Genomic DNA, 23441 nt, shown 5'->3' on the forward strand with positions numbered 1-23441 from the left:
ACGTCAACTCCGTCATGGACCGCCTGCGCCGGGTGGGCGCTCCTTTCGCACTTGCCACCGTGGTTCGCACCGTTTCTGTCACGGCGGCCAAGGCGGGGGCGAAGGCGGTGATCGCGCCCGATGGCACGATGCTCGCCGGCTGGATCGGCGGCGGCTGCGCCCGCGGCGCCGTGCTGAAGGCCGCGCGCGAGGCGCTGGCCGATGGCAAGACGCGGCTCATCTCGGTGCAGCCCGAGGATCTCCTGGCCGAACAAGGCGTCGCAGCGGGGGATGAGCGTCAGGGCGTGCGCTACGCCAGAAGCATGTGTCCGAGCAAGGGCACGATGGATGTCTTTGTCGAACCGGTGCTGCCCCGTCCGCGTCTGATCGTTCTGGGCGCGAGCCCGGTCGCCGTTGCTCTTGCGGACCTTGGGCCGCGTCTTGGGTTTGACCTGACCGTCTGTGCCCTGCCGGAGGATCAACCGGTGTTTGCGTCGGCGGACGAGCGGATCGAGGGCTATGCCCTGCCGGTTGAAAGTCCGGCGGCCCGCTATGTCGTGGTCGCCACGCAAGGGCGCGGCGATCTGGCGGCACTGAAGGCAGCACTTGCCGTCGATGCCGAACACGTCGCTTTTGTCGGCAGCCGAAAGAAGGCGGAGGCCCTGTCACAAAAGCTGCAGGGGGATGGTATCGGTTTGAACCAGATTGGCCGGATGAAAGCCCCGGCCGGGCTTGACCTTGGCGCCATCACTCCTGAAGAAATCGCCCTGTCCGTGCTGGCCGAGATCATCGTGTTGCGGCGCAAGGGACAGCGTGACACCCCAGAACTGGCAAAAAATCCGTAGTCCGATCAAGCCGAGGAAACAGCCCCATGCAGATGGCCGACAGTCAACGAATTGAAGCCCCGCGCCAGAAGGTGTGGGAGGCTCTGAACAATCCGGACGTGCTCAAGGCCGCGATCCCCGGCTGCGAGGAACTGATCAAGCATTCCGACACAGAGCTGGAAGCCAAGGTGACGCTGAAGGTCGGGCCGGTGAAGGCGACCTTCGGCGGCAAGGTGACCTTGAGCGAGCTGGATCCGCCGAAGGGCTACCGGATTGACGGCGAAGGCTCCGGAGGCGTGGCCGGCTTTGCCCGGGGCGGTGCCAAGGTCTGGCTCGAGGAAGACGGCCCGGACGCCACCATTCTCAACTATGAGGTCGACGCCAATGTCGGCGGCAAGCTCGCCCAGCTCGGCGCGCGCCTGATTGATTCCACCGCCAAGCGACTGGCCGGCGAGTTCTTCAAGAGCTTCGGCGACATCGTCGCTCCTCCGGCACCGGATGCTGACGCTGCTGCCGAGCAAGCCGAGGGCGAGAAGAAGGGCTGGTTCGGTGGCCTATTCGGCAAGAAGAAAGACGAGCCAGCAGTTGACGCCGAGGCGTGAGCGGGTCCTTCCAGAGGTAAGGAGAAGAACAGATGACAGTCATGACCATCAATCTTGAGGTAGGCCAGGGCCAGGGCGGCAATGAAACACTGGCGGAGATCTTTGCCGATCCGTCGATCCGTCTCGCCCTTGGAACAGGTGCGGTTCTGTTGTCGGCGTTGGCCGCCGTGCATGCCTGTTGTCTTTTGCCGTCGACGGAAAGCTGGCATGGGCTGGCAGCCCTCTGCAGTTCCGCAGTTTAGCTGGCCAGTGCCTGTAAAGGCGGCATAGCCCGGCGTTTTCTGGGTGCAGGTTCAAACCATCTCCTCTTGATGCTGAGCAGCTTATCGTCATATGATTTCAGCTAACATTGATATCTGAAGCATCAGAATCGACAGGGCGAAATCATGTTGACTTCGGCACAGCTCAAGGCCGCCCGGGCCTTGCTCGGCATTGACCAGAAGACCCTGGCCGAGATGGCTGGTGTCTCCGTGCCGACGATCCAGCGCATGGAAGCCAGCAACGGCACGGTGCGCGGCGTCATCGAGACACTGACCCGCGTCGTCGAGGCGCTCGAAGGTGCCGGGATCGAACTGATTGGTGACAATGTCGCCAGCCTGTCCGGTGGCCGCGGGGTTCGCCTGCGCGACCGGTCCTCTGCCGGCAGCTAGCGTTGGGCTTGTGGACCGGCCGTTGCAGCCCCCGGCGCGCGGTCAGTTCCCCAAAGCCAGCGCCGGGGCCGTGAGGATGCCATGTCCAGTGGTTCGGGGCCGTCAGCATTGCAGTCCGGCAAACCTACATTTGCCGAATTGTTCACGCCCAAACTCGTCACGGCCTTGCGCGAAGGCTATGGCCCGGCGCGCTTCAGGGCCGATGCCATTGCCGGCCTGACGGTTGCCATCGTCGCCCTGCCATTGTCGATGGCGATTGCGATTGCGTCCGGGGCCTCGCCCGGGGCAGGGCTGACAACGGCCATCGTCGGCGGCTTCCTCGTGTCGGCGCTGGGCGGCAGCCGCTATCAGGTCGGTGGCCCGGCGGGTGCCTTCATCGTGCTCGTCGCTGCCTGTATCGCGCGCCATGGCATGGAGGGGTTGATCCTTGCCACCCTGATGTCCGGCGTGTTCCTTGCCCTGATCGGTGCCTTCCGGCTTGGCACCTACATCAAGTATATCCCGCACCCGGTGACGGTCGGCTTCACTGCGGGCATCGGCGTGATCATTCTCGCCAGCCAGCTCAAGGACCTGTTCGGTCTGACCCTGAGCGGACCGGAGCCAGGACCTCTGGCGGAGAAACTGCCGGCCCTGGTCGGCGCTCTGCCGACGGTCAGCGGGGCCACAGTTGCCGTTGCAGCGGGAACGATTGCCGTCATTCTGCTGTTGCGGCGTTACAAACCACACTGGCCCGGGCTGTTGATCGCCGTTGTCCTGGCCTCCGCTTGTGCCGCTGCCTTTGGCTTGCCGGTGGACACAATCGCCTCGCGGTTCGGTGGCATCCCGGCCGGTCTGCCGGCCCCCGCGTTGCCCGATTTCTCAGCCGCTAAGATGCTGGCCGTCCTGCCGGAGGCGATCAGCTTCGCCCTGCTGGGGGCCATCGAGTCGCTGCTCTCGGCGGTGGTCGCCGACGGAATGACGGGCCGCCGTCACCGGTCAAACTGCGAGCTGGTGGCACAGGGCATTGCCAACATCGGCTCGGCGCTGTTCGGCGGCATCTGCGTGACCGGCACCATTGCCCGCACGGCCACGAATGTCCGCGCCGGGGCTACATCACCAGTCGCCGGCATGCTGCACTCCGTGTTCCTGTTGCTGTTCCTTGTCGTCGCTGCCCCCCTCGCCGGCTTCATCCCGCTGGCTGCGCTCGCCGGGGTGCTGGCGGTGGTGGCCTGGAACATGCTGGAGCGGCATGCCATTGGCACCATCCTGCGCAATTCGCGCGCGGACACGCTGGTCTTTACCGCAACGTTCTTCCTGACGCTGTTCCGTGACCTGACAGAGGCGATCCTCGTCGGTGTGGCGCTCGGCGCGGCCATCTTCATCGACCGCATGGCCAAGCTTGTGCAGGTCGAGCAGCAAAAGCCGTTTGTCGGTGAGGATGTTGCCGACAGGATGCAAGGGGATGACAGCGGTCTGACCTATCTGCGCGGCGAGCGGCCTTTCGAGCCGGGCCTTGCCAGCGATCCCGATCTGGTCGTCTACCGTCTGTCCGGTGCGTTCTTCTTCGGTTCGGCCGCAACCGTCGGGGCCGTGCTGGAACGGATTGCCGATCAGCACAGGGCGTTGGTGCTGGATTTCTCCGGCGTGGCCCTGATCGATTCTACCGCAGCCCTGACGATGATCGGCGTTGTGCGCAAGGCATCCGGACGCAACGTGGCGCTCTATCTTGTCGGAGCGAGTCCTGCCATTCGCGGCGCGCTGGCGACCCATGGCCTGAAGGATGGCGAAGTGCACTTCCAGCCTGATCTGGAGACGGCTGTCCGCGCCGCCCGTCTTGCGCTTGATGAGGCTCGCACCAGTTAAGGCCAAGAGGGACAAAGCAAAAGCCCCGGAATGACCGGGGCTTTCATGCTGTCCGCTTGGGATGCGTCAGGCTTTGCGATTGGCCTTCACCGCTTCGGCGAAGAGGCGATAGAGGCTGGACGGCAGCCAGGGCAGCCGGTCGCGGTTGTAGTCCTGCCGATGATCGATGATCAGGGCACGGGCAGTGTAGACGTTCATGGTCTTGTTCTCCTGCGTCTGGTGGTATGGGGCGCTTACGCGTTCTTCTTTCCGCTAAGGTATGTGCATTGAGTGCACATTTCAAGGCGTACCATGTGCGTTTTGCTCCGAATGTATAGATAACTAGACCAATATGTCGGTTTCACGACATTCGACCGTCGGTTGCGGAATAAATGTGCAACGTGCATTGCCGGCTCAGGTTCATGCGAAAGGGGCCGGACCCTTCGGTCCAGCCCATCAGTGATGTGCGATTGCTTGTGATTCAGGCGTCGCGCGGTCTGATCGGCGCGAACAGATCCATCGGTTCGGGCAGTCCGCGCAGGTTGTGGCGGCCCAGGCTTTCGACCGCGACCGTCGCCATCGCTGCAACGGCAACTGAATTGGCGACAGGCGCCGTCATGATGATGGGCTGTGCCAACGGCTTGGTAAGGCCTTCGACCCGACTGGCCGTGTTGACCGCTGATCCGATGACCGTGAAGTCCAGCCGGTTGGCAGCTCCGACGTTGCCGAAGAAGACGTCCCCGACATGCAGGCCGATGCCAGACAGGAGCGGCGCCCAGCCCTCGATGCCGGACAGCTCATCGGGTGGGTTCAAACCCAGTTCGGCGACGGCGATCTCCGCGTCCAGCGCCGCTGCAAGGGCTGCGGTGGCGGCATTTGCTTGGTCGTAGGTCCGGTCGAGCGGGAACACAGCCAACAGGCCATCGCCGACAAACTTCAGGACATCGCCGCCATGTCGCGTGATGGCCTCGACCAAGGCCGAAAAATAGGCGTTGAGGATCAGCAACATGTCGTCTGGGGCCAGCCGGTCGGACAGATCGGTGAAACCGCGGAGGTCCGAGACCCAGATGACCGCTTCGATGCGGCTGCCCTTGCCGCGCTTGATGACGCCGTCGAGTACGGCCTTGCCTGCATCAGCGCCGAGATAGGTGGCGACCACATTCTGTGAAATCCGGAGTGCGATATGCCGCTCGACATGCAGGGCAAACAGGCGCAGCAGCGAGCACAGGATCTCGTGCTGTTCGGGCGAGAACCCGTCCGGATGCCTTGTGGCGACGGTTGCGACATTGTGATAGTCGCCAGCTCCCAATGGAGTTGCGATATATTGGGTAAAGCCGGTCTGGCGCAGGTCGGCCATGATGCCGTATTGGGCAACGGTTGCGTCATCGCGCGGATCAAGCACGAGTTCCTCGCCGGTCTGGAAGACAACGGACAGCGGGCTGCGCAGGAACGCCGGATGCTGCAAGGCCTCCTCGCTGACCTGAACCTCGTCACAGAACCCGTCGGCTTCGCTCCAGTTCCAGGCAAAACCCAGCAACTGGGGATGCAGGGTCCCGACATGCAGGCTCGCCCTGTGCAAGGGAACATCCGCAGCAACGAGATGCCAGCAGAATGCCTCGAACAGGGCATGAAGGGTCGGTATCCGTCCGCCCTCATCCAGCAGCCAACGCTCGATGTCGCGCCAGTCCTGCTTGCCGGGCATATGATCCCGGCCGCCGGACGACCGGGCCAGCAGCCGGACCATCGACGGGTAGACACGCTCAGGAACTTCTGACGTCTCGGGCGACTGGACCATGGACCTTCCTGTCAACGGGCACGTCGACCGGTCAGCGAGACACCATCTCGCTGGCCTTGCGTGCCTTGGCCTCACGCCGCCGGGCGTGGAGCACGGGTTCGGTGTAGCCGTTTGGCTGGCGGGTGCCTTCAAACACCAGGTCGCAGGCGGCCCTGAAGGCGATGGAGCCGTCGAAATCGGCGGCCATCGGCTGGTACAGCGGATCGCCTGCGTTCTGGGCGTCCACCACGGCGGCCATGCGCTTCATCGTTTCCATCACCTGGGCCTCGCTGCAGACGCCGTGGCGCAGCCAGTTGGCGATGTGCTGCGAGGAGATGCGCAGCGTCGCCCGGTCTTCCATCAGGCCGACATTGTGAATGTCCGGCACCTTGGAGCAGCCGACGCCCTGATCCACCCAGCGCACCACATAGCCGAGAATGCCTTGCGCGTTGTTGTCCAGCTCCGCCTGGATGTCCTCTGCCGACCTGTTCGGACGGGTGGCCACCGGGATCGACAGGATGTCGTCCAGCCTTGCCTTCGCCCGGCTGGCGAGCTCGCCCTGGCGGGCCTTCACGCTGACCTTGTGATAATGCAGCGCGTGCAGCGTCGCGGCCGTCGGGGAGGGGACCCAGGCGGTGTTGGCGCCGGCCATCGGATGGGCGATCTTCTGCTCGATCATCGCCTTCATCAGGTCCGGCATCGCCCACATGCCCTTGCCGATCTGCGCATGACCAGGCAGGCCACAGGCCAGACCGACGTCCACGTTGTTGGCTTCATAGGACGCGATCCAGGTGGCGGCTTTCATGTCGCCCTTGCGGATCATCGGCCCGGCTTCCATTGAGGTGTGCATCTCGTCGCCGGTGCGGTCGAGGAAGCCGGTGTTGATGAAGAACACCCGGTCCTTGGCCGCCCGGATGCATTCGGCAAGGTTCACCGTGGTCCGGCGCTCCTCGTCCATGATGCCCATCTTCAGCGTGTTGCGGGCCATGCCCAGTACATCCTCGATGCGGGCGAACAGGCGGTCGGCGAAGGCGACTTCCTCCGGCCCGTGCATCTTCGGCTTGACGATATAAACCGAGCCGGCGCGGGAGTTCGCCCGGCGGCCATTGGCGCCGATGTCGTGCAGCGCGATGGCCGCCGTCACCATGCCGTCGAGAATGCCCTCCGGCACTTCGTGGCCCTCGGCGTCAAGCACTGCGTCGATGGTCATCAGGTGGCCGACGTTGCGCACCAGCATTAGCGAGCGGCCATGCAGGGTGAGCGTTTCGCCGTCAGCTCCGGTGTAACTGCGGTCGCCGTTGAGACGGCGGGTGACGCTCTTGCCGCCCTTTTCGAACGTGTCGGTGAGGTCGCCCTTCATCAGGCCGAGCCAGTTGCCATAGACGACGACCTTGTCCTCGGCGTCGACGGCAGCAACGGAGTCTTCGCAGTCCATGATCGTGGACAGGGCGGATTCCAGAACCACGTCGGCAATGCCGGCAGGGTCCGTGGCGCCGATCGGATGGGCGCGGTTGATCTGGATGTCGAGATGCAGTCCGTTGCGCGCCAGCAGCACCGAGGCGGGTGCGTCCGGCGCCCCGGTGTAGCCCTTGAGCTGCGCCGGATCGGCAAGTCCCGTTTCGCCCGCGTCATTCGTCACGCTCAGCATGCCGCCCGCCAGGCTGAGGCCCGTCACCGTGCTCCAGGAGCCGACCGCCAGCGGGGCCGCGTCATCAAGCACCTTGCGGGCATGGGCGATGACCTCAGCGCCGCGCGCCGCATCATAGCCGCCGGCGGCCGGCAGGGAGCCCATCGCATCCGTGCCGTAAAGCGCGTCATAGAGCGAGCCCCAGCGGGCGTTGGCGGCGTTGAGCGCGTAGCGGGCGTTCATCACCGGCACGACGAGCTGCGGCCCGGCGACGGAGGCGATTTCCGGGTCGACATTGGCCGTGCCGACGGAGAACCGGTCGCCCTCCGGCACGAGATAGCCGATGTCCGTCAGGAAGGCCTTGTAGGCGGTCATGTCCGGCGCGCCCGGATTGGCCCTGTGCCAGGCATCGATCTGCGCCTGCAACGCATCGCGCTTGGCCAGCAGCGCCCGGTTTTCCGGCGCAAGATCGGTCAGGATCGCCGCAAACCCGCTCCAGAACGCATCGGACGACACGCCCGTTCCGGGCAGCACCCGGTCATTGACGAAGTCATGCAGTTCGCGTGCGATCTTGAGGCCATGCGTCTCGACCCGTTCCGTCATGCCGCTCTCCATTGCGTTGTCCGCGACCCTGCCGTGCAGGGGGACGATCCATCTGATTGGCGATCACTTTTGTCAGCCCCAGCGATTTCGTCAATCACATGGTGGTCCACATGACCTTTTCCATCAGGGAAACAATCATCCTTGATCCATCGCCAAACGCGAGGCGATGTCGGACGCGGCTTGCCAGCGTCGCATTTTCCGGTCACAGGTGGCGGCAATCAACTAGCGCCCGCCGCCGGTCTCCGGGCGCTCTCCCCGCCACAAAGGAACTCCCTGATGATCGAAGCTGCCCGCAGCCTCGGTGCTCGTCTCAACACCAGCCCGGTTCTTCTGCTGACATTGGCCATGCTGTTCTGGGGCGGCAACACCATCGCCGGACGGCTGGCCATCGGCGAAGTCTCGCCCATGGTGATCGTGTTCCTGCGCTGGATCATCGTGGCGGCGCTGATGGGCATGCTGATGCGCGGCCGGCTGGCCGAGGAGTGGCCTCTGGCGCGGCCGCACCTTCCCGCCATGATCGCCATGGCGCTGTTCGGCTTCGTCGGCTTCAACATCCTGTTCTACATCGCGGCCTATTACACCTCCGCGATCAACCTCGGCATCATCCAGGGCTCCATGCCTGCGCTGGTGCTGGCTGGCACGGTTCTGGTGTTCCGGGCAAAGGTGAAATTGTTGCAGCTGGCCGGCATTCTGGTGACGATCGTCGGTGTCGCGCTGGTGGCGGCCCAGGGTGATTTCGCCAATCTGGCCAAGCTGGAGATCAATCCTGGCGACGGCATCATGCTGATCGCCAGCCTGTTCTATGCGGGCTACACGCTGGCGCTGCGCAACCGGCCGAAGTTGTCGGGCCTCGTCTTCTTCACGCTGCTGTCGATCATTTCCGCCATCGCCTCCGTTCCCGCCGTAATCTACGAAATGGCCGCAGGCGCTGCGATCTGGCCTGGCGTCACCGGTTGGGCCATCGTCCTGTTCATCGCGCTGTTCCCCTCGTTGCTTGCACAGATCTACTTCATGCGCGGGGTCGAACTGATCGGACCAGGGCGCGCCGGTGTCTTCATCAACCTTGTGCCGATCTTCTCCGCGATTCTTGCCGTGGTGCTGCTCGGAGAGCCCTTCCGCTGGCACCATGCCGTGGCGCTGGTGCTGGTTCTTGGCGGGATCTGGCTGTCGGAACGAAAGAACGCCGGTCCCTTGCAGTAACGTCTTGTCCAGACACGGCGTGTGCAGCTAAAATTGAAACAAGCTCTGAAAAACTCACCATAATTTGCCACGTGGCACTGGAAGGTCGGCGCCATGCACACCCCGGTCGTCATCGCCGCCTTCGCGGTCCTGCTGATCGTCATCTCGCTGCTGCAGCCACTGGCGCGGCGGCTGGATCTTGCGCCGAGCGTGCTGCTCGCCGCAGTCGGCGCCCTGATCGGTGCTCTCGCGGCCTATCTGCTCTATACCCCGCGCACCGATGCGCTGAACGATCTGGCGCAGGTCTTCGTCGACCCTCCGATTGATTCCGAGACGATCCTCTACGTCTTCCTGCCGCTGCTTTTGTTCCAGACGACACTGACCCTGGAAATCCGCCGCATCTTCGAGGACATCGGTCCGATCCTCGTGCTGGCCGTGGTGGCGGTGCTGGTGGCCACGGCCTGCATCGGGCTCGCCATCTATCCGCTCTCGGGCGTGCCGCTGGTTGCCTGCCTTCTGCTTGGGGCCATCGTGGCAACGACCGATCCTGTCGCCGTCGTCTCGATCTTCCGCGACATCGGCGCGCCGGCCCGCCTCGGGCGGCTGGTGGAGGGCGAAAGCCTGCTCAATGACGCCGCCGCCATCGTGCTGTTCGTCATCCTGTTCGGCATGCTGACCGGGGCCCAGGCACCTGAACTGTCCACTGCGGTGATGACCTTTTTCCGGTCTTTTGTCGGCGGCCTTGTCTTTGGTCTCGTGATTGGCCGGATCGCGGTCGCCATCCTGCCCGTGATGCGGGAGCACAAGCTGGCACAGGTGACCTTCTCGGTGGCGCTGCCTTATCTCGTCTATGTGCTGAGCGAGCAGGTGGTCGGTGTCTCTGCGGTGGTGGCCGTGGTCTCCAGCGGCATCATGTTCAATCTCTATGGCCCGGCCCGCGTGACGCCGGATGCCTGGTCCTATCTGCATGATGTGTGGGAGCAGATCGCCTTCTGGGCGGCGTCTCTCATCTTCGTCATTGCATCGATCCTGATCCCGGAAATGCTCGACGGTTTCCGGCTGCTGGATGCTCTTATCCTCGTGGTGCTCATCCTTGCCGCCTTTGTCGGGCGCGCGGTGGTGATCTTTGGCCTGTTGCCCCTGCTGGGCGTCATGCGGCTTGGGGAGGGGGTCAGCAACAAGTACAAGACCGTGATCCTGTGGGGCGGCATGCGCGGCGCGGTGACGCTGACGCTGGCCCTGTCGGTAACCGAACACCGCAATATTCCCGACGACATCCAGCATTTCATCGCGGTCCAGGCCACCGGCTTCGTGCTGTTCACGCTGCTGGTGTACGGTACGACCCTGAAGCCGCTGATCAAGGTGCTGAAGCTCAACAAGCTGTCGCCGCTCGACGAGGCCCTGCGTAACCAGTTCCAGGCCCTGGTCCTGTCGGATGTGCGCGATGGCGTCGACCAGATGGCGTCCGCCTACGCGATCTCGCCGACTGTCGCACGCAAGGTCAGCGACGGCTACGCCGCGCGCTCGGCTGCCGCCGCCGAGGCGAATGCCTTCTCCGAAGACATCATGGACAAGGAACGGGTCCAACTCGGACTGATCGCCCTGGCCGACCGCGAGCGTGTGCTTGTGCTGCATCATTTCCGAGAGAACACCGTATCCAACCGGACGATCTCGGCGCATCTGGCCATTGTCGGGGCGATTGCCGATCTGGCGCGCACCAAGGGCCGCGCAGGCTACAACCGGGCCGCCCGGCGCCTCGTCGCCTTCGATGTCAGCTTTCGGGCCGCGCAATGGGTATTCCGTTGGCTGAAAACAGATGCTTTCCTCGGGCGTGTGGTTGCAGACCGGTTCGAGCGGCTGCTTCTCACACGTATCGTTCTCAACGAACTGATCCTGTTCAACGTCAAGCGCATTCGTCCGATGGTGGGCGACCGGGTGTCGACGATCCTGCATGAGGTGCTGGACAGCCGGAAGGATGATGTGCTGCGCGCGCTGGAAGCTCTCCGCCTGCAGTATCCCGATTACGCGGATGCGCTGGAACTGGAGTTCCTGCGCCGCACGGGCGAACGGATGGAAGAGACGGCCTATGCTGAAGCCTATGCCCAGCGGCTGATTGCTTCGGAGCTCTATAACGACCTGCAGCGCGAACTCGCAGTGCAGATGGGCGAGACCCGCCAGCGCCCGCATATCGATCTGGGGCTCAAGACGCGGGATCTCATTGCCTCCAATCCGCTGTTCGCGAGCCTGCCCGACCAGCAGCGGGAGACGATCTCGCGCCTGTTGCGACCCCTGTTCGTGTTGCCGGGGGAGCACATCATCCGCAAGGGCCAGAAGGGCGATGCGGCCTTCTTCATTTCCTCTGGCGCGGCCGAAGTGCGGACAGCTTTCGGCGTGCATCGCATGGGACGCGGCGATGTGGTCGGCGAGATGGCGCTGCTGACCGGCCAGCCGCGCAGCGCCGATGTGGTGGCGCTTGGCTACTGCACCCTGCTTGTGCTGTCTGCGGCAGATTTCCGCAATCTGATCCGGACCTCGCCGGAACTGAAGGCGCATGTGGAGCATCTGGCCCAGACCCGTCTCGGCATGAATGCCGCAGAGGCTGCCGCCCTGGCTGAGAAGGCCGCTCAGGATGTGCCGGATCCCGCAAGTGAGCACTCAGCTCAAGCCTGACAGGCGACGCGCGGCGGCGCATCCGGTCGTCTGGATTGAACTCCGCCCGGAAGTCCGGCACAGGCACGGCCTCGCGCGACACTTGCGCTTCACGGGCAGCCAAGGTTCCATGCCGATGGAACAGGGAGAAACTGGATCGATGAACATTCACAAGGCCGGCAGCCGCCCGACGCGGCGGGCAAATCCCGATTATTTTACCGGCACCGTCTGGCAGGATGTCGTGGCTGAACCGGAAGGCTCGGCCCGCGTTGCAGCACTGTTCGTGCATTTTGAGCCCGGCGCCCGCACGAACTGGCATACCCATCCGCATGGCCAGACGATCCATGTCCTGTCCGGCATCTGCCGGGTGCAGCTCCGCGGTGAGCCGGTGGTCGAGCTTCATCCCGGCGACACTGTCTTCTTCCCGCCGGAGACAGAACACTGGCACGGCGCCGCGCCGCACTCGGCGATGACCCATCTTGCGATCCAGGAAGCCGAGGGCGGTGTCACAGCGCATTGGCTGGAGCCGGTCAGCGAGAGGGACTATTCCGGCTGATTTATTCAGGGGCAATGTCACATGTCCGGTCAGCTCACTCGTCATGGCAGTGGACCCGCCTGTTTTGCCGGCCGTTGCCGGCAGCGTGTTCATAGGAGTGTTGTGATGTCCCCTCGTTTGACCAACCAGTTTGAACTTGCGGCCGATGCCTATCAGGCGATGGTTCAAGTGGAGGTGGCCCTTCAGTCATCCGGAGTGGATCTGCGGCTGCTTGAACTGGTCAAGCTGCGTGTTTCCCAGATCAATGGCTGCGCATTCTGCCTCGACATGCATCTTCGTGTTGCTCGCTCGCTTGGCGAGAACGAGTTGCGGATCCAGTTGCTTAATGCCTGGAGGGACAGCTCTCTCTACTCCGAGCGTGAACGGGCCGCACTTGATTGGGCGGAATGCCTGACACTGTTGTCTGACAGGGGTGCGCCTGATGAGGTCTATGATCGGCTCTCGGCCCAGTTCGATGCGCGTGAGCAGAGTTATCTGACCTTTGCAATTGGCGCGATCAATCTATGGAACCGATTGCAAGTCGGCTTCCGTGCGGCTCACTCGCAAGAGGCGCTCCGTGTCGCAGGCTAGTTCTGACCTGCAACTTTATGAGACGCAGCGGCCACGGCTGCTGCGTCTTGCTTATCGCATGCTCGGGTCCCTCGTGGAGGCCGAGGACGTGGTGCAGGAAGCCTGGCTGCGTTGGCAGGGGCGCAGTCAGGCTGAGATCCGCGAACCGGCAGCTTTTCTCACGCGGGTCGTGAGCCGTTTATGTCTAGACGTCATGAAATCGGGACGGTGGCGCAAAGAGACCTATGTCGGGATGTGGTTGCCGGAGCCATTGGTCGAGCCGGTTCTACCCGATGAGGAGAGCCGTCTGGATAATCTCAACCTGACATTGATGCTGGCATTGGAAAGGCTGTCGCCGCTCGAGAGAGCGGCCTTTCTGCTGCATGATGTCTTCGGTTTGCCGGCAGGTGAAGTTGCAACAACCCTCGAACGGGATCCGGCTGCAGTGCGCCAGCTGGCCAGCCGGGCCCGTCGGCATCTGCGCAGTGAAACTCCTCGGTACCAGATCGAAAAAGGTGAAGGGCAGCGGATCAGCAAAGCGTTCCATGAGGCGTCCACGAGCGGGAACATCGCCATGCTCGCAACACTCCTTGCCGAGAATGTCGTGCTGAAATCTGATGGCGGCGGCAAGGTTCTGGCGTTTCCCAATGCGATTGTGGGCCGTGATCGCGCTCTGCGCCTGTTTGAAGGTCTGTCGCGCAAGTTCGCGGCCGCACGCACTGAGTTGCTCAGCTTCGGCTGGATCGATGGATTGCCAGGCTATGTGAGCCGGGATGCAGCAGGTAACCTTCAGACAACGGCTCTGGCGATCGAAAACGAGTTGATTGTGGCGGTTTTCATCACCCGAAACCCCGACAAGCTTCAGGCACTTGGCGGAATGCCTGATCGAAAGCCCGCCTAGACCGGCAGAAGCACAATCGCCCTGAGGCCACCTTCGGCGCGGTTTTCCAGGGTGATTGTGCCGCCATGGGCGTGGATGATCGAGCGGGCGATGGCAAGGCCAAGGCCGATGCCTCCGGTTTCGCTGGAGCGGGAGGTTTCAAGCCGGACGAAGGGCTCAAACACATCCGCGAGCCGGTCTTGCGGGATGCCCGGGCCGTCATCGTCGATGATCAGGCGCAGCTGGCCGTCCTCGACACTCTGGCTGACGCGGGCAACCGCGCCATAGCGCACGGCATTCTCGATCAGGTTCCGGATGGCCCGTTTCAGGGCGAGCGGCCGACAAGTGAGCTGTAGCGGCGACGTTCCGGTCAGCCGCACGTCGCGGCCCATGTCAATCTGGTCATCGGTCAGCGCAACCAGGAGGGCGGGAAAATCCACAGTCTCCTGGCTTTCCTTCACGGCCTCGTCGCGGGCAAAGGCCAGCGTCGCCTCGGTCATCGCCGCCATTTCGTCGAGCGTCGCGATGAACTTCTCGCGGTCCTCGTCATCCTCGATGAACTCTGCACGGATGCGCAGCGAGGTGATCGGCGTGCGCAAGTCGTGGCTGATGGCGGCCAGCATGCGCGTCCGGTCACGGACAAAGCGGCTCAGCCGTTCCTGCATGGCGTTGAATGCCTGGATCGTCTGGCGTACTTCGCGGGGGCCGGCGACGGGCAGCGCTGAAACATCCTCACCGCGGCCAAGCCGATCCGAGGCCCCGGCCAGGGCGCGCAGTGGCTGGCTGACCTGACGGATGGTCACGGCCACGATGAGGATGATGGCTCCAGCCATCAGCGCGATCTGCAGCAGCAGGGTCTGGAAGGCGCCGCTTGGCGGCGGCCGGTGATTGGTGGTGACATTCAGCCAGGTGCCGTCCGCCAGGGGCACTGAAAAATTGATCGCCAGCAAGGTGCGGCGAATCCGCTCTGCCTGTTTCTCAGCGCGCTCGCGCTGCTTCTCAAGCCGTTTGTCCGGCTCAGTGTCCTGGTCCTTCCTTGGCGACTGGTGGTGTTGGGACGGCGCCGGGTTTCGGCTGCGCCCGATCAACTCCACCCGGATGTCCTTGCCGTTTCCCAGTTCTTCGGCAAGCGCGTCCTCCAGCCGCCGCTCTGGCGACGACCGGCCCGGCGCGGAAACGACCGGCTCCGCTCCGATCCAGAACCGGGTCACCGGCGTGCTGGCCGCCTTGAGGATCTGGTCGCGCACCTGGCCATCAGCGCTGTCGAGCAGCGGCACAAGCGTTGCCGCGCGCAGGATCACGCCGTCGCCGATGGCCTCATAGATCGCCACCCGGCGCTCGCCGGCAAACAGCCAGATGGCAAAGCCCTGGCTGGCAATGAGCGCAATCAGCAGCAGGGCAATCAGCTGACCGCCCAGGCTGCGCGGATAAAGCCGAAAGCGCGGCAGGCGCAGGCCCGTCATGGCGTCTCCTCCCCCAGCGACTTCACCTCGGGCGTAAACATGTAGCCACCGCCCCAGACCGTCTTGATGAAGACCGGTTCCTTGGGGTCCGGCTCGATCTTGCGCCGGAGCCGGCTGATCTGGTTGTCTATGGCACGGTCGAACAGTCCAGGCGCGCGCCCGGTGGTCAGATCCATCAGCTGATCCCGCGAGAGGACGAGGCGCGGACGCTTCAGGAAGGCACAAAGCAACTGGAACTCGCCGCTCGACAAGGCAACAAGCTGGCCGGCCGCATCGCGCAGTTCCCGCCGGACCACATCGACCGTGAAACCCTCGAAGGACAGGCGTTCCTGCTCCAGCGCATCCCGTGTCTTTGGAACGCTGGCGGTGCGGCGCAGCACGGCCTTGATCCGGGCCAGCAGCTCGCGCGGATTGAACGGCTTGGTGACATAGTCGTCAGCGCCGATCTCCAGCCCGATGATCCTGTCGGTGTCCTCCGCCATGGCCGTCAAAAGAATGATGGGCGGGGCATCGCCTTCCACAAGCGACCGGCACAGGCTCAGCCCGTCTTCGCCCGGCATCATCACGTCCAGCACGATCAGATCGATCACGGCCGCCTTCAGGGCCTTGCGCGCCTGCGCGGCACTCTCGGCGCTGGTGGCGCGGAAGCCGTTCTTGATCAGATAGCGCGCCAGCGTTTCGCGGATGTCCTTGTGGTCATCAACGACCAGGATGTGGGGGCTCGGTTCACTCATGCTTTCTGACCCTGGAGCGCAAGGCTTGCGTCTCCTTCCTAGGTAGCGCCAATCGAAAGGGCAGGGGAGGGCAAAATGTAACAACCTGTCGCACAGGCTGCGCATCGGCACAGCTGGCGACACTTCCGCCCGGATCCGGTCCTATTTCAGCTGCGACTGCTGGCTATCTTGAGGACATCGCAAGCACGAAAGCTTGTCGTGGACACCATTGAAGGAGACGTTCCATGAAGACGCTCAAGACACTCGCCCTGACCACCGTTGCCGCGACGCTCACCTTTGTGGCAGCAGGCGCTGCCCTGGCGGATGGGGGCCGGATGGGGTGGGGCGGCAAGGACCGTCATGGCCCGGGCATGATCCTGACCCAGTTTGACCTGAACAAGGACGGTGTCCTGACCCAGGACGAAGTGACCGAAGCCGTTGCCGCGCGCTTTGCTGCTGCCGATACCGACAAGGACGGCAAGGTCAGCCTCGAGGAATTCCGCGCCTTTCGCCTGGCCGAAGCAGAGCCGATGCGGGTGCGTGCTTTCCAGCGCCTTGACAGCAACGGCGACGGCAAGGTTGCCCGGGAAGAATTCGACCGGATTTCTGCCCGCATGTTCTCCCGTCTTGATCGCGACAACGATGGCACGCTCGCCATGATGCCGATGGGGCCGCGTGGCGAAGGCAAGGGCCAAGGCCAGGGCATGGGCAAAGGTCAGGCCCATGGTCGTGGCCAGTCTGAGGGTGAACGCGGCAGCCACGGCTTCGGCCCCGGCCACGGCGGCATGATGATGATGGGCCTGTTCGAGCGCTTTGACAGCGACAACGATGGCAAGATCACCCGTGAGGAATTCGACAAGGTGCGCGGTGATCTTTTCGCCAAGGCGGATCCGGCCAGCACGGGCGGTTTTGATCTCACCGGCTTTGGTGCGATTTTCGCCGAGATGGGCGAACCCCGCCTTGTCCGGATGTTCCAGCAGCTCGATGCCAACGGTGACCTTGCCATCACCGCCGAGGAAAACGCCGCGCGGACGGCGGACATGATCCAGCGTCTTGATGCCAACAACGACGGTGTCGTCACCAAGGCCGATTTCAGGAAGATGAAAAAGGACGGCCGTCACGGCAAGGACGGGCGCCATGATGGCAAGCGTCATGCCGATGCCGGTGGCAAGGGTGAGGGCCGTCATGGCAAGGGCCCGCAGCATATGCAGCCCGGCGCAGCAGCCCCGACGGCCAACTGAGGCCGCAGAGCCTGGCGAGAAAGTCTGGCTTCCGTTCCGGCCAGCCCCCCAGGCCGGGACGGAACCAGACCCTGAGGGGCCGCGTTCGCGCGGTCCCTTTTTGCATTCAGAAACCCGCAGAAAGCTGCGGGATTAATGATGAATCCGAAGGCAGCGGCGCCTTGCGCATTTTTTATGCGCAGAGCACAAAAAACCGCTTGATCATGACGGCGAATGGATCCATTTAGGTCTTGCCCAAATTCGCACGTGCCTATCGTCGTCCAAGAATTTCAGTGGCAGCTGATCGCACACCCCACCACGCTCTTCGGGGGATCAGCAAAACCGGACGGCTTAAAGCAACGACGTAAGAGGGCTTTTTTGGTCTCTGTCGGGTTTCCACATCCCGACGTTACTGAAGAGGCACTTGTTACTTCATTGCCGGCCGTGCGGAGCGTTTTCCCGTTCCAAGCCAAGGCAGCTCACCCGGAACAGTTCGCAGATTGTCTGCGCGCTCGACCGCACGCCTGCGTTCGTCGCCCCGCCTCCCTGTCCATATGGGAGATGCCCGGGTGTCGGCGTCGGCGATCCCTGCGCCATGACCTGTTGAACGGGAGAAGCCCCGATGACTGACCGTATCCGCGAATTCCTCCGCCGACGCACTGAAGATGGTCCCTGTGTTGTGGTTGACCTCGACATCGTGCGTGACAACTACGAAGCCTTTGCTCGCGCCCTGCCGGACACCTCCGTCTATTACGCCGTGAAGGCCAACCCGGCCCCCGAGATCCTCAGCGCCCTTGCTGAACTCGGCTCCTCCTTCGATTGCGCCTCCGTTGGCGAAATCGAGATGGCGCTGGCCGCTGGTGCCTCGGCTGACCGCATCTCCTATGGCAACACCATCAAGAAGGAGCGCGACATCGCCCGCGCCTTCGAGCTGGGCGTGCGTCTCTATGCCGTCGACTGCGAAGCCGAAGTCGAGAAGATCGCCCGCGCCGCCCCCGGCGTGAAAGTGTTCTGCCGCATCCTGTGCGATGGCGCCGGCGCTGAATGGCCGCTGTCGCGCAAGTTCGGCTGCGCCCCGGAAATGGCGCCGGACGTGCTGGAAGCCGCTCATCGCGCCGGTCTCGAAGCCTTCGGCGTGTCCTTCCACGTCGGCTCGCAGCAGGCAAACCTCGGCGCCTGGGACAGCGCGCTGGCCACCGTTGCCGCCGTGTTCCGGGAATGCGCCACCCGTGGCATTTCCCTGCGCATGGTCAACATGGGCGGCGGCTTCCCGGCGCGCTATCTCAAGGACGTCCCGGGCGTTCCGGCCTATGGCCAGGCCATCTTCCAGGCACTCACCGATCACTTCGGCAACAACCTGCCGCAGACGATCATCGAGCCGGGCCGTGGCATGGTTGGCGATGCTGGCCTGATCGAGGCGGAAGTTGTTCTGATCTCGAAGAAGTCCGCTGACGACACCGTGCGCTGGGTCTATCTCGACATCGGCAAGTTCCACGGTCTGGCCGAGACCATGGACGAGGCGATCCGCTACCCGATCCGCACCCCGCGCGACGGCGATGCGACCGCCCCTTGCGTCCTGGCTGGTCCGACCTGCGACAGCGTCGACGTCCTCTACGAGAAGACGCCGTACGAACTGCCGGTCTCCCTGTCCATCGGCGACAAGGTCCTGATCGAAAGCTGCGGTGCCTACACGACGACCTATTCGACGGTCGGCTTCAACGGCTTCGCAGCCCTTGCATCCTACGTGATCTGAAAGACAAGGCCATGATCGAGATCGTGGACGAGGCACCGGCTCACACCGGGGCCCGAGAGCTGCTGCTCGACCGGGCGTTCGGCCCGGACCGTCATCAGAAGACCAGCGAGCGCCTGCGCGAAGAACGTCTTCCGGCGTTGGCCTTTGCTGCGCTTGATGCCACGGGAGACCTGGTCGGAACCCTGCGCCTGTGGCATGTCGCCATGGAAGGGGCGCAGTCCGTCTTGCTGCTCGGGCCGCTGGCTGTCGAGGCGGCCTGCCGCAGCGAAGGGCTTGGGGCACGGTTGATGCGCCACGCGCTGAACCGCGCCTCTGTCGCGGGATATTCGGCCATTATCCTGGTCGGGGATGCGCCCTATTACAATCGCTTCGGGTTCTCGGGCGATCTGACACAGGGTCTCGACCTGCCCGGTCCGGTGGATCGTGCCCGCTTCCTCGGGCTCGAGCTGCAACCCTTTGCTCTCGGCTCGGCCCGGGGTCTCGTCCTGCCGTCCGGCTTCCTTGATCCGGTCTGCGAAGACGTGGTGCAGGCGCCGTCGCTGCAGGGCTACGCCAAGCGCGCAGCCTGACCTTCTCAGATGCTCCGCCGCCGGTCTGCCTGCTGGTCCGGCGCGGGGTATTACTGGATCGGGGTATTACTGGATCCTCTTGTCCGCAGCCTTTACACCGGCCCCATGCGGGCCGGCAGCAGCCGGACCACGTCGACGGGCAGGTCCTTGCCCTTGATCCGGTGGCTCCCGAGCGGGGCAAGTGTACAGGAAGACGGCAGTTCTTCCGCGACCTGCGCCGAGGCCAGGATGATGGTCTCGGCATCCGGATCGATGTCGCGGCCGAGCGTTTCCAGCCGTGCTGCGATATTCACCGTGTCGCCGATGACCGTGTAATTCACCCGCTGCGGCGCGCCGATATCTCCCACGACCAGCGGTCCGACATGCAGGCCGATGCGCAGGCGCACTGGCGGCAGGCCTTCCCCTGCGCGGCGCCGGTTGTCCATCTTGATCGCCCGGGCAATGTCGAGCGCAGCGCGCGCGGCGGCGGCTGCAGGCTGCTCCAGTTCCTCCGGCGCGCCCCAGAAGGCCATCACGCTGTCGCCGATGTATTTGTCGATGGTGCCGCCGTTGCGCTCGATGGCCTCACCGACCAGCGTCAGATGGGCGTTCAGGAAATCTGCGGTCTCCACCGCATCCAGCCCTTCGCTGATTGATGTGTAGCCGACGATATCGGTAAACAGCACCGCGACCCGGGTCTTGACCGGCGGCTGGTCGATCGAGCCTGTCTCGATCAGCCGGCGGACCAGCGTCTGCGGCAGATATCTGAGAAAGGCGCGCAGCCCCGTCAGCATGCTGTTGAAGCCTTGCGCCAGGTCGCGGATCTCGACGATGCGGCTGTCTGGCAGGGGTTCAAGGTCTCCAAGGTCCAGCCGGGCGATCAGGCGGGCGCTGCGTGCGGCCCTTCGGATCGGCCGGCCGATGTAGAAGGCCAGCAAGCCGCTGCCGAGGACGGCGAGGCCAAGAATGCCGACGCCAATCAGGCCGGCCACCGCAAGCCGTTGCAGCGGTGCCTCCAGCACGCTGACCGGAAAATACGCGCCGACCTGAACCGGCAGCCCGACGGCATCCGTCCCGCTGCGTTCAAGCACGACGAAATAAGCGGCCCCATTGGCCGCTACAACCCGGAACATGGCGTGCGCCTCGACGAGGTTGTACCCCGCCGCATCCACTGGAACCATGGTCTGCATCTGCGGCAGGACTGGCCCCGGCGCATCGACGAGGTCCACCAGATCATTGTCTTCCGAGGCGTTTTGCGTCGCCGGGTCCAGCTGCGGATGCGCCAGAAGCTCCATGTTTCCATAAAACAGGAACATGGTCATGTCCGTGCTCGACAGGCCTCTGGCCATCACGGACAGGCTGTTCAGGGAGACGCGGACCCTCGCAAGCCCGAGAAACCGGTCGCCGGAGCGGGAGGGCACCACATAGCTGATTTCCGTTCGCCGGTTCGCTTCATTGTATTCCGGCTGGCTCCAGAATGGCCCTGGCGCCGCTTCCGCCTGCTGGGCAAGGTCCAGCAAGGTGGGGCGTGGCAGTCTCCGGATCGGCCGCAAGCCGAAATTGGCCCCGCTGTCGCCGCGCTCGACCTCGATACCGCTGCCGTCCGGCCGCACGATGTCAATCGCGATGACCTGGGGCGTGGCCGCAAGCACGCCATGGACAAATCCGGTCAGCGCCGCGTCATCGTCCGGGTCGATGGAGCCGCCGCGCAGCGCGCTGGCGACATAGGCCCCCTGTTCCCGGATCTGCGTCACATGTGTCTGGAACTTCAGGTCAAACGCATCCATGCCGAGGTCAACCAGCTGGCTGCCAAGCTGCGCCGTGACGGATCGGGACGTGTAGGCCGACAAGGCCAGGATCGTCAGGGCCGTCAGCAACACGCAGGTCGCGATCAGGCTGGCAAGTGTCGGGGTCAGGCGTAGCAGCAAGGTGCGTCCGTCTTCATGGTCGTGACAATGACGACAGACTAACCACTTTTTGCGAGCAAACTGTAAAATCTGCCTGTATCGCCACAAAATAAAGGGGCGACCTGACCTGCCTCTTGTCCTGACCTCTTCGGATCGCTTCAGTCCGGTCTGCACCGCCCTTGCCGATCCGGTGGGCAAGCCTTTGACAGTCCGTCTGGTTGTTGATGATCCGTGGAAAAGCAACGCAGGCGCGACGCCGTTCAGCGCTGTGTCACAGGCTGTGCCTGCAGAGCGTGATGGCCCGCGCGCAGGCGGGCCATGACAGGATCAGTTGCACATCTGCTGATGGCCGACGACCACATACTGGCCGATATAGGGATCCCAGCGCTGGATCGGCGACATGTAGCAGCGCGGCACCGGCGGCGGCGCATAGTAGACCGGTCCGCCATAGTGCGGATAGGGCGGCGGGGGCGGATAATAGGCCGGGGGAGGGGCGATATACTCCGGTCCGCTGTTGGCAGCGGCCGCACCCAGCAGAGCGCCGGCAGCAAGACCGACGGCAGCACCGGCCGCCAGCGCCCCGTTGCGCCCGTCACGCGCCTCAGCCTGCGGCACCGACACCGCCAGAACCCCCAGCGCCATCACGCCGGCAAGGGCCGCTGCACCAGCCCGGCGCAAACAGGACCCCTTCACAAAACTCTTCACCATCTCTTCGTCTCCGAAGCGCCGGATGCTTCAACCGGCGATACAGGAACATACCACACCCCGATCAGGGCAATGTGATGGCAGACACACACTTGGCATGGCGAGGTTGCAACGCCGTTGCCCGCCTTCCGTCCCCATCCCCCTCGACGTTGCCGTCTGTCCCGTCTAAAACCGCAGCAAGGAAAATGGCCGGCAGGGAGTGAGTCCCCGGCAAGGCCAGGCGGAGGGGGTTGCATGAAGCCGACCAATCCGGTGTTCACCGGGCTTGAGACCACCATTTTCGAGGCGATGTCCCGCCTGGCGCGTGAGCATGGCGCGATCAATCTGGGTCAGGGCTTCCCCGATGTCGACGGTCCGGAAGATGTGCGCCGTGTTGCCGCCGACGCCCTGATCGATGGCCCGAACCAGTATCCGCCGATGATGGGCATTCCGGAGCTGCGCCAGGCGGTGGCCGAGGCCAACAAGCGCTTTTATGGCCTTGATATCGACTGGGCCAACGAGGTGATGGTAACCTCCGGCGCGACCGAGGCGCTGACCGACTGCATCCTCGCCCTGGTCGAGCCGGGCGACGAGGTCATTCTCATCGAGCCGCTCTACGACTGCTACCTGCCGATCGTCCGGCGCACCGGCGGCATCCCGGTCCGCGTGCGCGTCACGCCGCCGACCTGGAGCCTTGACCTCGACGCGCTGGAAAAAGCCTTTACCGAAAACACCAAGGCGATCCTCCTCAACAACCCGATGAACCCGGCCGGCAAGGTGTTCTCGGAAGCCGAACTCGCCCGCATCGCCGAGCTTTGCGTCGAGCATGACGTCTATGCCATCTGCGACGAGGTCTACGAGCATCTCCTGTTCGACGGCTCGGTGCATCGCCCGTTGATGAGCTTCCCCGGCATGCGCGAGCGCACCGTGCGTGTCGGCTCAGCCGGCAAGACCTTCTCGCTCACCGGCTGGAAGATCGGCTATGTCACCGGCGCGCCGAAGCTGCTCGACCCGATTGCCAAGGCGCATCAGTATGTCACCTTCACCACGCCGCCGAACCTGCAGAAGGCGGTGGCGCATGGCCTGCGCAAGGATGACAGCTATTTCGACGGCCTGTCCGCCGAGCTTCAGGCCAAGCGGGACCTGCTGGCCGAGGGCCTTGCCGGGCTCGGCTTTGGCGTGCTGCCTTGCGAGGGCACGTATTTCCTCACCTGCGACATCACTCCGCTCGGGCTCGAGGGGCGCGACGTCGACATCTGCAAGCGCATGGTGACCGAGGCGGGCGTTGTCGCCATTCCGGTTTCCGCCTTCTACATGGCCGATGCACCGACCAACTACATCCGCTTCTGCTTCTGCAAGCGCGATGAAGTGCTGGCCGAGGCGCTGGCCCGGCTCGGCACCTGGCTCCGGCCAGCGCTTGCCGTCAGCAACGCCTGAACCAGTCGTCTCTTCACATCCCA

Annotated in this window: 21 protein-coding genes; 14 read left to right on the forward strand and 7 right to left on the reverse strand. The window is 64.0% G+C overall.

The window, feature by feature from the left end:
- The first annotated feature begins 14 nt into the window (after positions 1-14).
- The 5 genes from C8348_RS03550 to C8348_RS03570 all read left to right on the forward strand — a co-directional run bounded on the left by C8348_RS03550 (position 15) and on the right by C8348_RS03570 (position 3897).
- On the forward strand, positions 15-824 hold the full coding sequence (locus C8348_RS03550) for an XdhC family protein (RefSeq protein ID WP_106751882.1): 810 nt from the start codon (positions 15-17) through the stop codon (positions 822-824).
- A gap of 26 nt (positions 825-850) precedes the next feature.
- The gene (locus C8348_RS03555) at positions 851-1405 is read left to right on the forward strand and encodes an SRPBCC family protein (protein WP_106751883.1); all 555 of its coding nucleotides are present in this window, start codon (positions 851-853) and stop codon (positions 1403-1405) included.
- Positions 1406-1437: 32 nt separating this feature from the next.
- Positions 1438-1647 carry a hypothetical protein gene (locus C8348_RS03560; protein WP_106751884.1) on the forward strand — a complete coding sequence of 70 codons (210 nt, stop codon included), beginning with the start codon at positions 1438-1440 and terminating at the stop codon, positions 1645-1647.
- 144 nt (positions 1648-1791) lie between these two features.
- Positions 1792-2055: a helix-turn-helix domain-containing protein gene (locus C8348_RS03565; RefSeq protein WP_106751885.1), complete on the forward strand. Its 264-nt coding sequence runs from the start codon at positions 1792-1794 to the stop codon at positions 2053-2055.
- Between the two features lie 81 nt (positions 2056-2136).
- Positions 2137-3897 (forward strand): SulP family inorganic anion transporter, encoded by a 1761-nt coding sequence (locus C8348_RS03570; RefSeq protein ID WP_106751886.1) that lies wholly within the window; start codon positions 2137-2139, stop codon positions 3895-3897.
- Between the two features lie 66 nt (positions 3898-3963).
- Here the strand turns inward: C8348_RS03570 and C8348_RS22510 are convergent, their stop codons facing one another.
- The 3 genes from C8348_RS22510 to C8348_RS03580 all read right to left on the reverse strand — a co-directional run bounded on the left by C8348_RS22510 (position 3964) and on the right by C8348_RS03580 (position 7880).
- On the reverse strand, positions 3964-4095 hold the full coding sequence (locus C8348_RS22510) for a hypothetical protein (protein WP_268140602.1): 132 nt from the start codon (positions 4093-4095) through the stop codon (positions 3964-3966).
- A gap of 262 nt (positions 4096-4357) precedes the next feature.
- Entirely contained in the window at positions 4358-5671 is a 1314-nt protein-coding gene (locus tag C8348_RS03575) for an adenylate/guanylate cyclase domain-containing protein (RefSeq protein WP_106751887.1), read from the reverse strand.
- A gap of 31 nt (positions 5672-5702) precedes the next feature.
- Positions 5703-7880, reverse strand: coding sequence for a malate synthase G (locus C8348_RS03580; RefSeq protein ID WP_106752043.1), 2178 nt, complete (start codon positions 7878-7880; stop codon positions 5703-5705).
- A 276-nt stretch (positions 7881-8156) separates the two neighbouring features.
- Here C8348_RS03580 and C8348_RS03585 point away from each other — a divergent pair, with 276 nt between their 5' ends.
- The 5 genes from C8348_RS03585 (at position 8157) to C8348_RS03605 (ending at position 13714) form a co-directional block, all read left to right on the forward strand.
- Positions 8157-9080 (forward strand): DMT family transporter, encoded by a 924-nt coding sequence (locus tag C8348_RS03585; RefSeq protein ID WP_106751888.1) that lies wholly within the window; start codon positions 8157-8159, stop codon positions 9078-9080.
- A gap of 93 nt (positions 9081-9173) precedes the next feature.
- Positions 9174-11729 (forward strand): cation:proton antiporter, encoded by a 2556-nt coding sequence (locus C8348_RS03590; RefSeq protein WP_106751889.1) that lies wholly within the window; start codon positions 9174-9176, stop codon positions 11727-11729.
- A 139-nt stretch (positions 11730-11868) separates the two neighbouring features.
- Complete coding sequence (locus C8348_RS03595) at positions 11869-12264, forward strand: (R)-mandelonitrile lyase (protein WP_106751890.1); 396 nt, start codon at positions 11869-11871, stop codon at positions 12262-12264.
- A 105-nt stretch (positions 12265-12369) separates the two neighbouring features.
- On the forward strand, positions 12370-12834 hold the full coding sequence (locus tag C8348_RS03600) for a carboxymuconolactone decarboxylase family protein (protein ID WP_106751891.1): 465 nt from the start codon (positions 12370-12372) through the stop codon (positions 12832-12834).
- The gene (locus C8348_RS03605) at positions 12821-13714 is read left to right on the forward strand and encodes a sigma-70 family RNA polymerase sigma factor (RefSeq protein ID WP_106751892.1); all 894 of its coding nucleotides are present in this window, start codon (positions 12821-12823) and stop codon (positions 13712-13714) included. Before C8348_RS03600 ends, C8348_RS03605 begins: the two co-directional genes overlap by 14 nt.
- Here C8348_RS03605 and C8348_RS03610 read toward each other — a convergent pair.
- Both C8348_RS03610 and C8348_RS03615 read right to left on the reverse strand, forming a co-directional pair.
- Positions 13711-15156 carry an ATP-binding protein gene (locus tag C8348_RS03610; protein WP_106751893.1) on the reverse strand — a complete coding sequence of 482 codons (1446 nt, stop codon included), beginning with the start codon at positions 15154-15156 and terminating at the stop codon, positions 13711-13713. The two genes, C8348_RS03605 and C8348_RS03610, sit on opposite strands and share 4 nt — an antisense overlap.
- On the reverse strand, positions 15153-15890 hold the full coding sequence (locus C8348_RS03615) for a response regulator (RefSeq protein WP_106751894.1): 738 nt from the start codon (positions 15888-15890) through the stop codon (positions 15153-15155). Before C8348_RS03615 ends, C8348_RS03610 begins: the two co-directional genes overlap by 4 nt.
- A gap of 224 nt (positions 15891-16114) precedes the next feature.
- Here C8348_RS03615 and C8348_RS03620 point away from each other — a divergent pair, with 224 nt between their 5' ends.
- The 3 genes from C8348_RS03620 (at position 16115) to C8348_RS03630 (ending at position 19411) form a co-directional block, all read left to right on the forward strand.
- Positions 16115-17110: an EF-hand domain-containing protein gene (locus tag C8348_RS03620; RefSeq protein WP_106751895.1), complete on the forward strand. Its 996-nt coding sequence runs from the start codon at positions 16115-16117 to the stop codon at positions 17108-17110.
- 601 nt (positions 17111-17711) lie between these two features.
- Positions 17712-18842, forward strand: a complete 1131-nt coding sequence (locus C8348_RS03625) for a type III PLP-dependent enzyme (protein ID WP_106751896.1) — start codon at positions 17712-17714, stop codon at positions 18840-18842.
- 11 nt (positions 18843-18853) lie between these two features.
- Positions 18854-19411, forward strand: coding sequence for a GNAT family N-acetyltransferase (locus C8348_RS03630; protein WP_106751897.1), 558 nt, complete (start codon positions 18854-18856; stop codon positions 19409-19411).
- Between the two features lie 92 nt (positions 19412-19503).
- Here the strand turns inward: C8348_RS03630 and C8348_RS03635 are convergent, their stop codons facing one another.
- Together C8348_RS03635 and C8348_RS03640 are read right to left on the reverse strand one after the other, a co-directional pair.
- On the reverse strand, positions 19504-21318 hold the full coding sequence (locus C8348_RS03635) for an adenylate/guanylate cyclase domain-containing protein (protein ID WP_106751898.1): 1815 nt from the start codon (positions 21316-21318) through the stop codon (positions 19504-19506).
- A 306-nt stretch (positions 21319-21624) separates the two neighbouring features.
- Entirely contained in the window at positions 21625-22005 is a 381-nt protein-coding gene (locus C8348_RS03640; RefSeq protein WP_208983512.1) for a hypothetical protein, read from the reverse strand.
- A gap of 231 nt (positions 22006-22236) precedes the next feature.
- Between C8348_RS03640 and C8348_RS03645 the strand changes: the two genes are divergently transcribed.
- Positions 22237-23418, forward strand: coding sequence for an aminotransferase (locus C8348_RS03645; RefSeq protein ID WP_106751899.1), 1182 nt, complete (start codon positions 22237-22239; stop codon positions 23416-23418).
- Positions 23419-23441: the final 23 nt, after the last annotated feature.

This window comes from Pannonibacter carbonis (assembly GCF_003012935.1).
In the GTDB taxonomy this organism is placed as follows: domain Bacteria; phylum Pseudomonadota; class Alphaproteobacteria; order Rhizobiales; family Stappiaceae; genus Pannonibacter; species Pannonibacter carbonis.

What these genes read in the sequence shown, in the direction of transcription:
- C8348_RS03610 (WP_106751893.1), bottom strand. Translation starts at nt 15,156, where the DNA reads ATGACGGGCCTGCGCCTGCCGCGCTTTCGGCTTTATCCGCGCAGCCTG.
- C8348_RS03595 (WP_106751890.1), top strand. Translation starts at nt 11,869, where the DNA reads ATGAACATTCACAAGGCCGGCAGCCGCCCGACGCGGCGGGCAAATCCC.
- C8348_RS03565 (WP_106751885.1), top strand. Translation starts at nt 1,792, where the DNA reads ATGTTGACTTCGGCACAGCTCAAGGCCGCCCGGGCCTTGCTCGGCATT.
- C8348_RS03575 (WP_106751887.1), bottom strand. Translation starts at nt 5,671, where the DNA reads ATGGTCCAGTCGCCCGAGACGTCAGAAGTTCCTGAGCGTGTCTACCCG.
- C8348_RS03585 (WP_106751888.1), top strand. Translation starts at nt 8,157, where the DNA reads ATGATCGAAGCTGCCCGCAGCCTCGGTGCTCGTCTCAACACCAGCCCG.
- C8348_RS03570 (WP_106751886.1), top strand. Translation starts at nt 2,137, where the DNA reads ATGTCCAGTGGTTCGGGGCCGTCAGCATTGCAGTCCGGCAAACCTACA.
- C8348_RS03580 (WP_106752043.1), bottom strand. Translation starts at nt 7,880, where the DNA reads ATGACGGAACGGGTCGAGACGCATGGCCTCAAGATCGCACGCGAACTG.
- C8348_RS03615 (WP_106751894.1), bottom strand. Translation starts at nt 15,890, where the DNA reads ATGAGTGAACCGAGCCCCCACATCCTGGTCGTTGATGACCACAAGGAC.
- C8348_RS03630 (WP_106751897.1), top strand. Translation starts at nt 18,854, where the DNA reads ATGATCGAGATCGTGGACGAGGCACCGGCTCACACCGGGGCCCGAGAG.
- C8348_RS03625 (WP_106751896.1), top strand. Translation starts at nt 17,712, where the DNA reads ATGACTGACCGTATCCGCGAATTCCTCCGCCGACGCACTGAAGATGGT.
- C8348_RS03550 (WP_106751882.1), top strand. Translation starts at nt 15, where the DNA reads ATGGACCGCCTGCGCCGGGTGGGCGCTCCTTTCGCACTTGCCACCGTG.
- C8348_RS03560 (WP_106751884.1), top strand. Translation starts at nt 1,438, where the DNA reads ATGACAGTCATGACCATCAATCTTGAGGTAGGCCAGGGCCAGGGCGGC.
- C8348_RS03590 (WP_106751889.1), top strand. Translation starts at nt 9,174, where the DNA reads ATGCACACCCCGGTCGTCATCGCCGCCTTCGCGGTCCTGCTGATCGTC.
- C8348_RS22510 (WP_268140602.1), bottom strand. Translation starts at nt 4,095, where the DNA reads ATGAACGTCTACACTGCCCGTGCCCTGATCATCGATCATCGGCAGGAC.
- C8348_RS03620 (WP_106751895.1), top strand. Translation starts at nt 16,115, where the DNA reads ATGAAGACGCTCAAGACACTCGCCCTGACCACCGTTGCCGCGACGCTC.
- C8348_RS03640 (WP_208983512.1), bottom strand. Translation starts at nt 22,005, where the DNA reads ATGGTGAAGAGTTTTGTGAAGGGGTCCTGTTTGCGCCGGGCTGGTGCA.
- C8348_RS03555 (WP_106751883.1), top strand. Translation starts at nt 851, where the DNA reads ATGCAGATGGCCGACAGTCAACGAATTGAAGCCCCGCGCCAGAAGGTG.
- C8348_RS03645 (WP_106751899.1), top strand. Translation starts at nt 22,237, where the DNA reads ATGAAGCCGACCAATCCGGTGTTCACCGGGCTTGAGACCACCATTTTC.
- C8348_RS03600 (WP_106751891.1), top strand. Translation starts at nt 12,370, where the DNA reads ATGTCCCCTCGTTTGACCAACCAGTTTGAACTTGCGGCCGATGCCTAT.